At 48.4% G+C, this 612-nt stretch carries 1 protein-coding gene; it reads right to left on the reverse strand.

Going from position 1 to position 612, the window contains the following annotated elements:
• Positions 1-612 (reverse strand): autotransporter-associated beta strand repeat-containing protein (locus A2F46_RS11790; protein ID WP_197457672.1); only part of this gene is annotated, 612 nt, incomplete at both ends.

Consider the following 612-nt stretch of genomic DNA (forward strand, 5'->3'; position numbering starts at 1 on the left):
GTCTACAGTTACAGTAGCGCCATTTTTAACATTCAGTGTTCCCGTGCCTTGCTCACCCACTGTAATTTGCACCGTATTCAGTTTGGCATCTGTCCCATCAACCGTTACCTCGCCAGTGCTGTTGGCAGCATAAGCAATATTGAGCGTACCGCTAGTGGTTAAGCTGCCTGCATCGGTAATGGTTAATATGCCTTTTTTACCATCGGTTGTGCCCAAATTCACATGGCCGGTGGTGACTTTGCCATTGTCGCTAATGGCCAGAGTACCGTCATCGCTAATCGAACGGGTAGCAGTGAGTGCACCATCTTCGTTCACAGCCAAAGTACCTTGATTGATGATGGTATCACCCGTGTAGGTATTGACTCCTGTTAAAGTGGTGGTGCCACTACCATTTTGTTGTACTTGGCCTGAGCCACTGATGGCATCATCGATCATCAAAGCATCATCAGATCGATTGAATGCCAAAATCCCGTTATTGGCAATATCGCCGTTCAGGCTGCCTGAAGCGCCACCATTGCCGAGCTGCAACGTGCTACCACTATCAATGGCGGTATTGCCACCAAAGTCCGTTGTGTCCCCCGTTAAAATTAACGAACCTGCTTGAACATGAAC

The organism is Snodgrassella sp. CFCC 13594, from assembly GCF_001590725.1.
Taxonomy (GTDB): domain Bacteria; phylum Pseudomonadota; class Gammaproteobacteria; order Burkholderiales; family Neisseriaceae; genus Snodgrassella.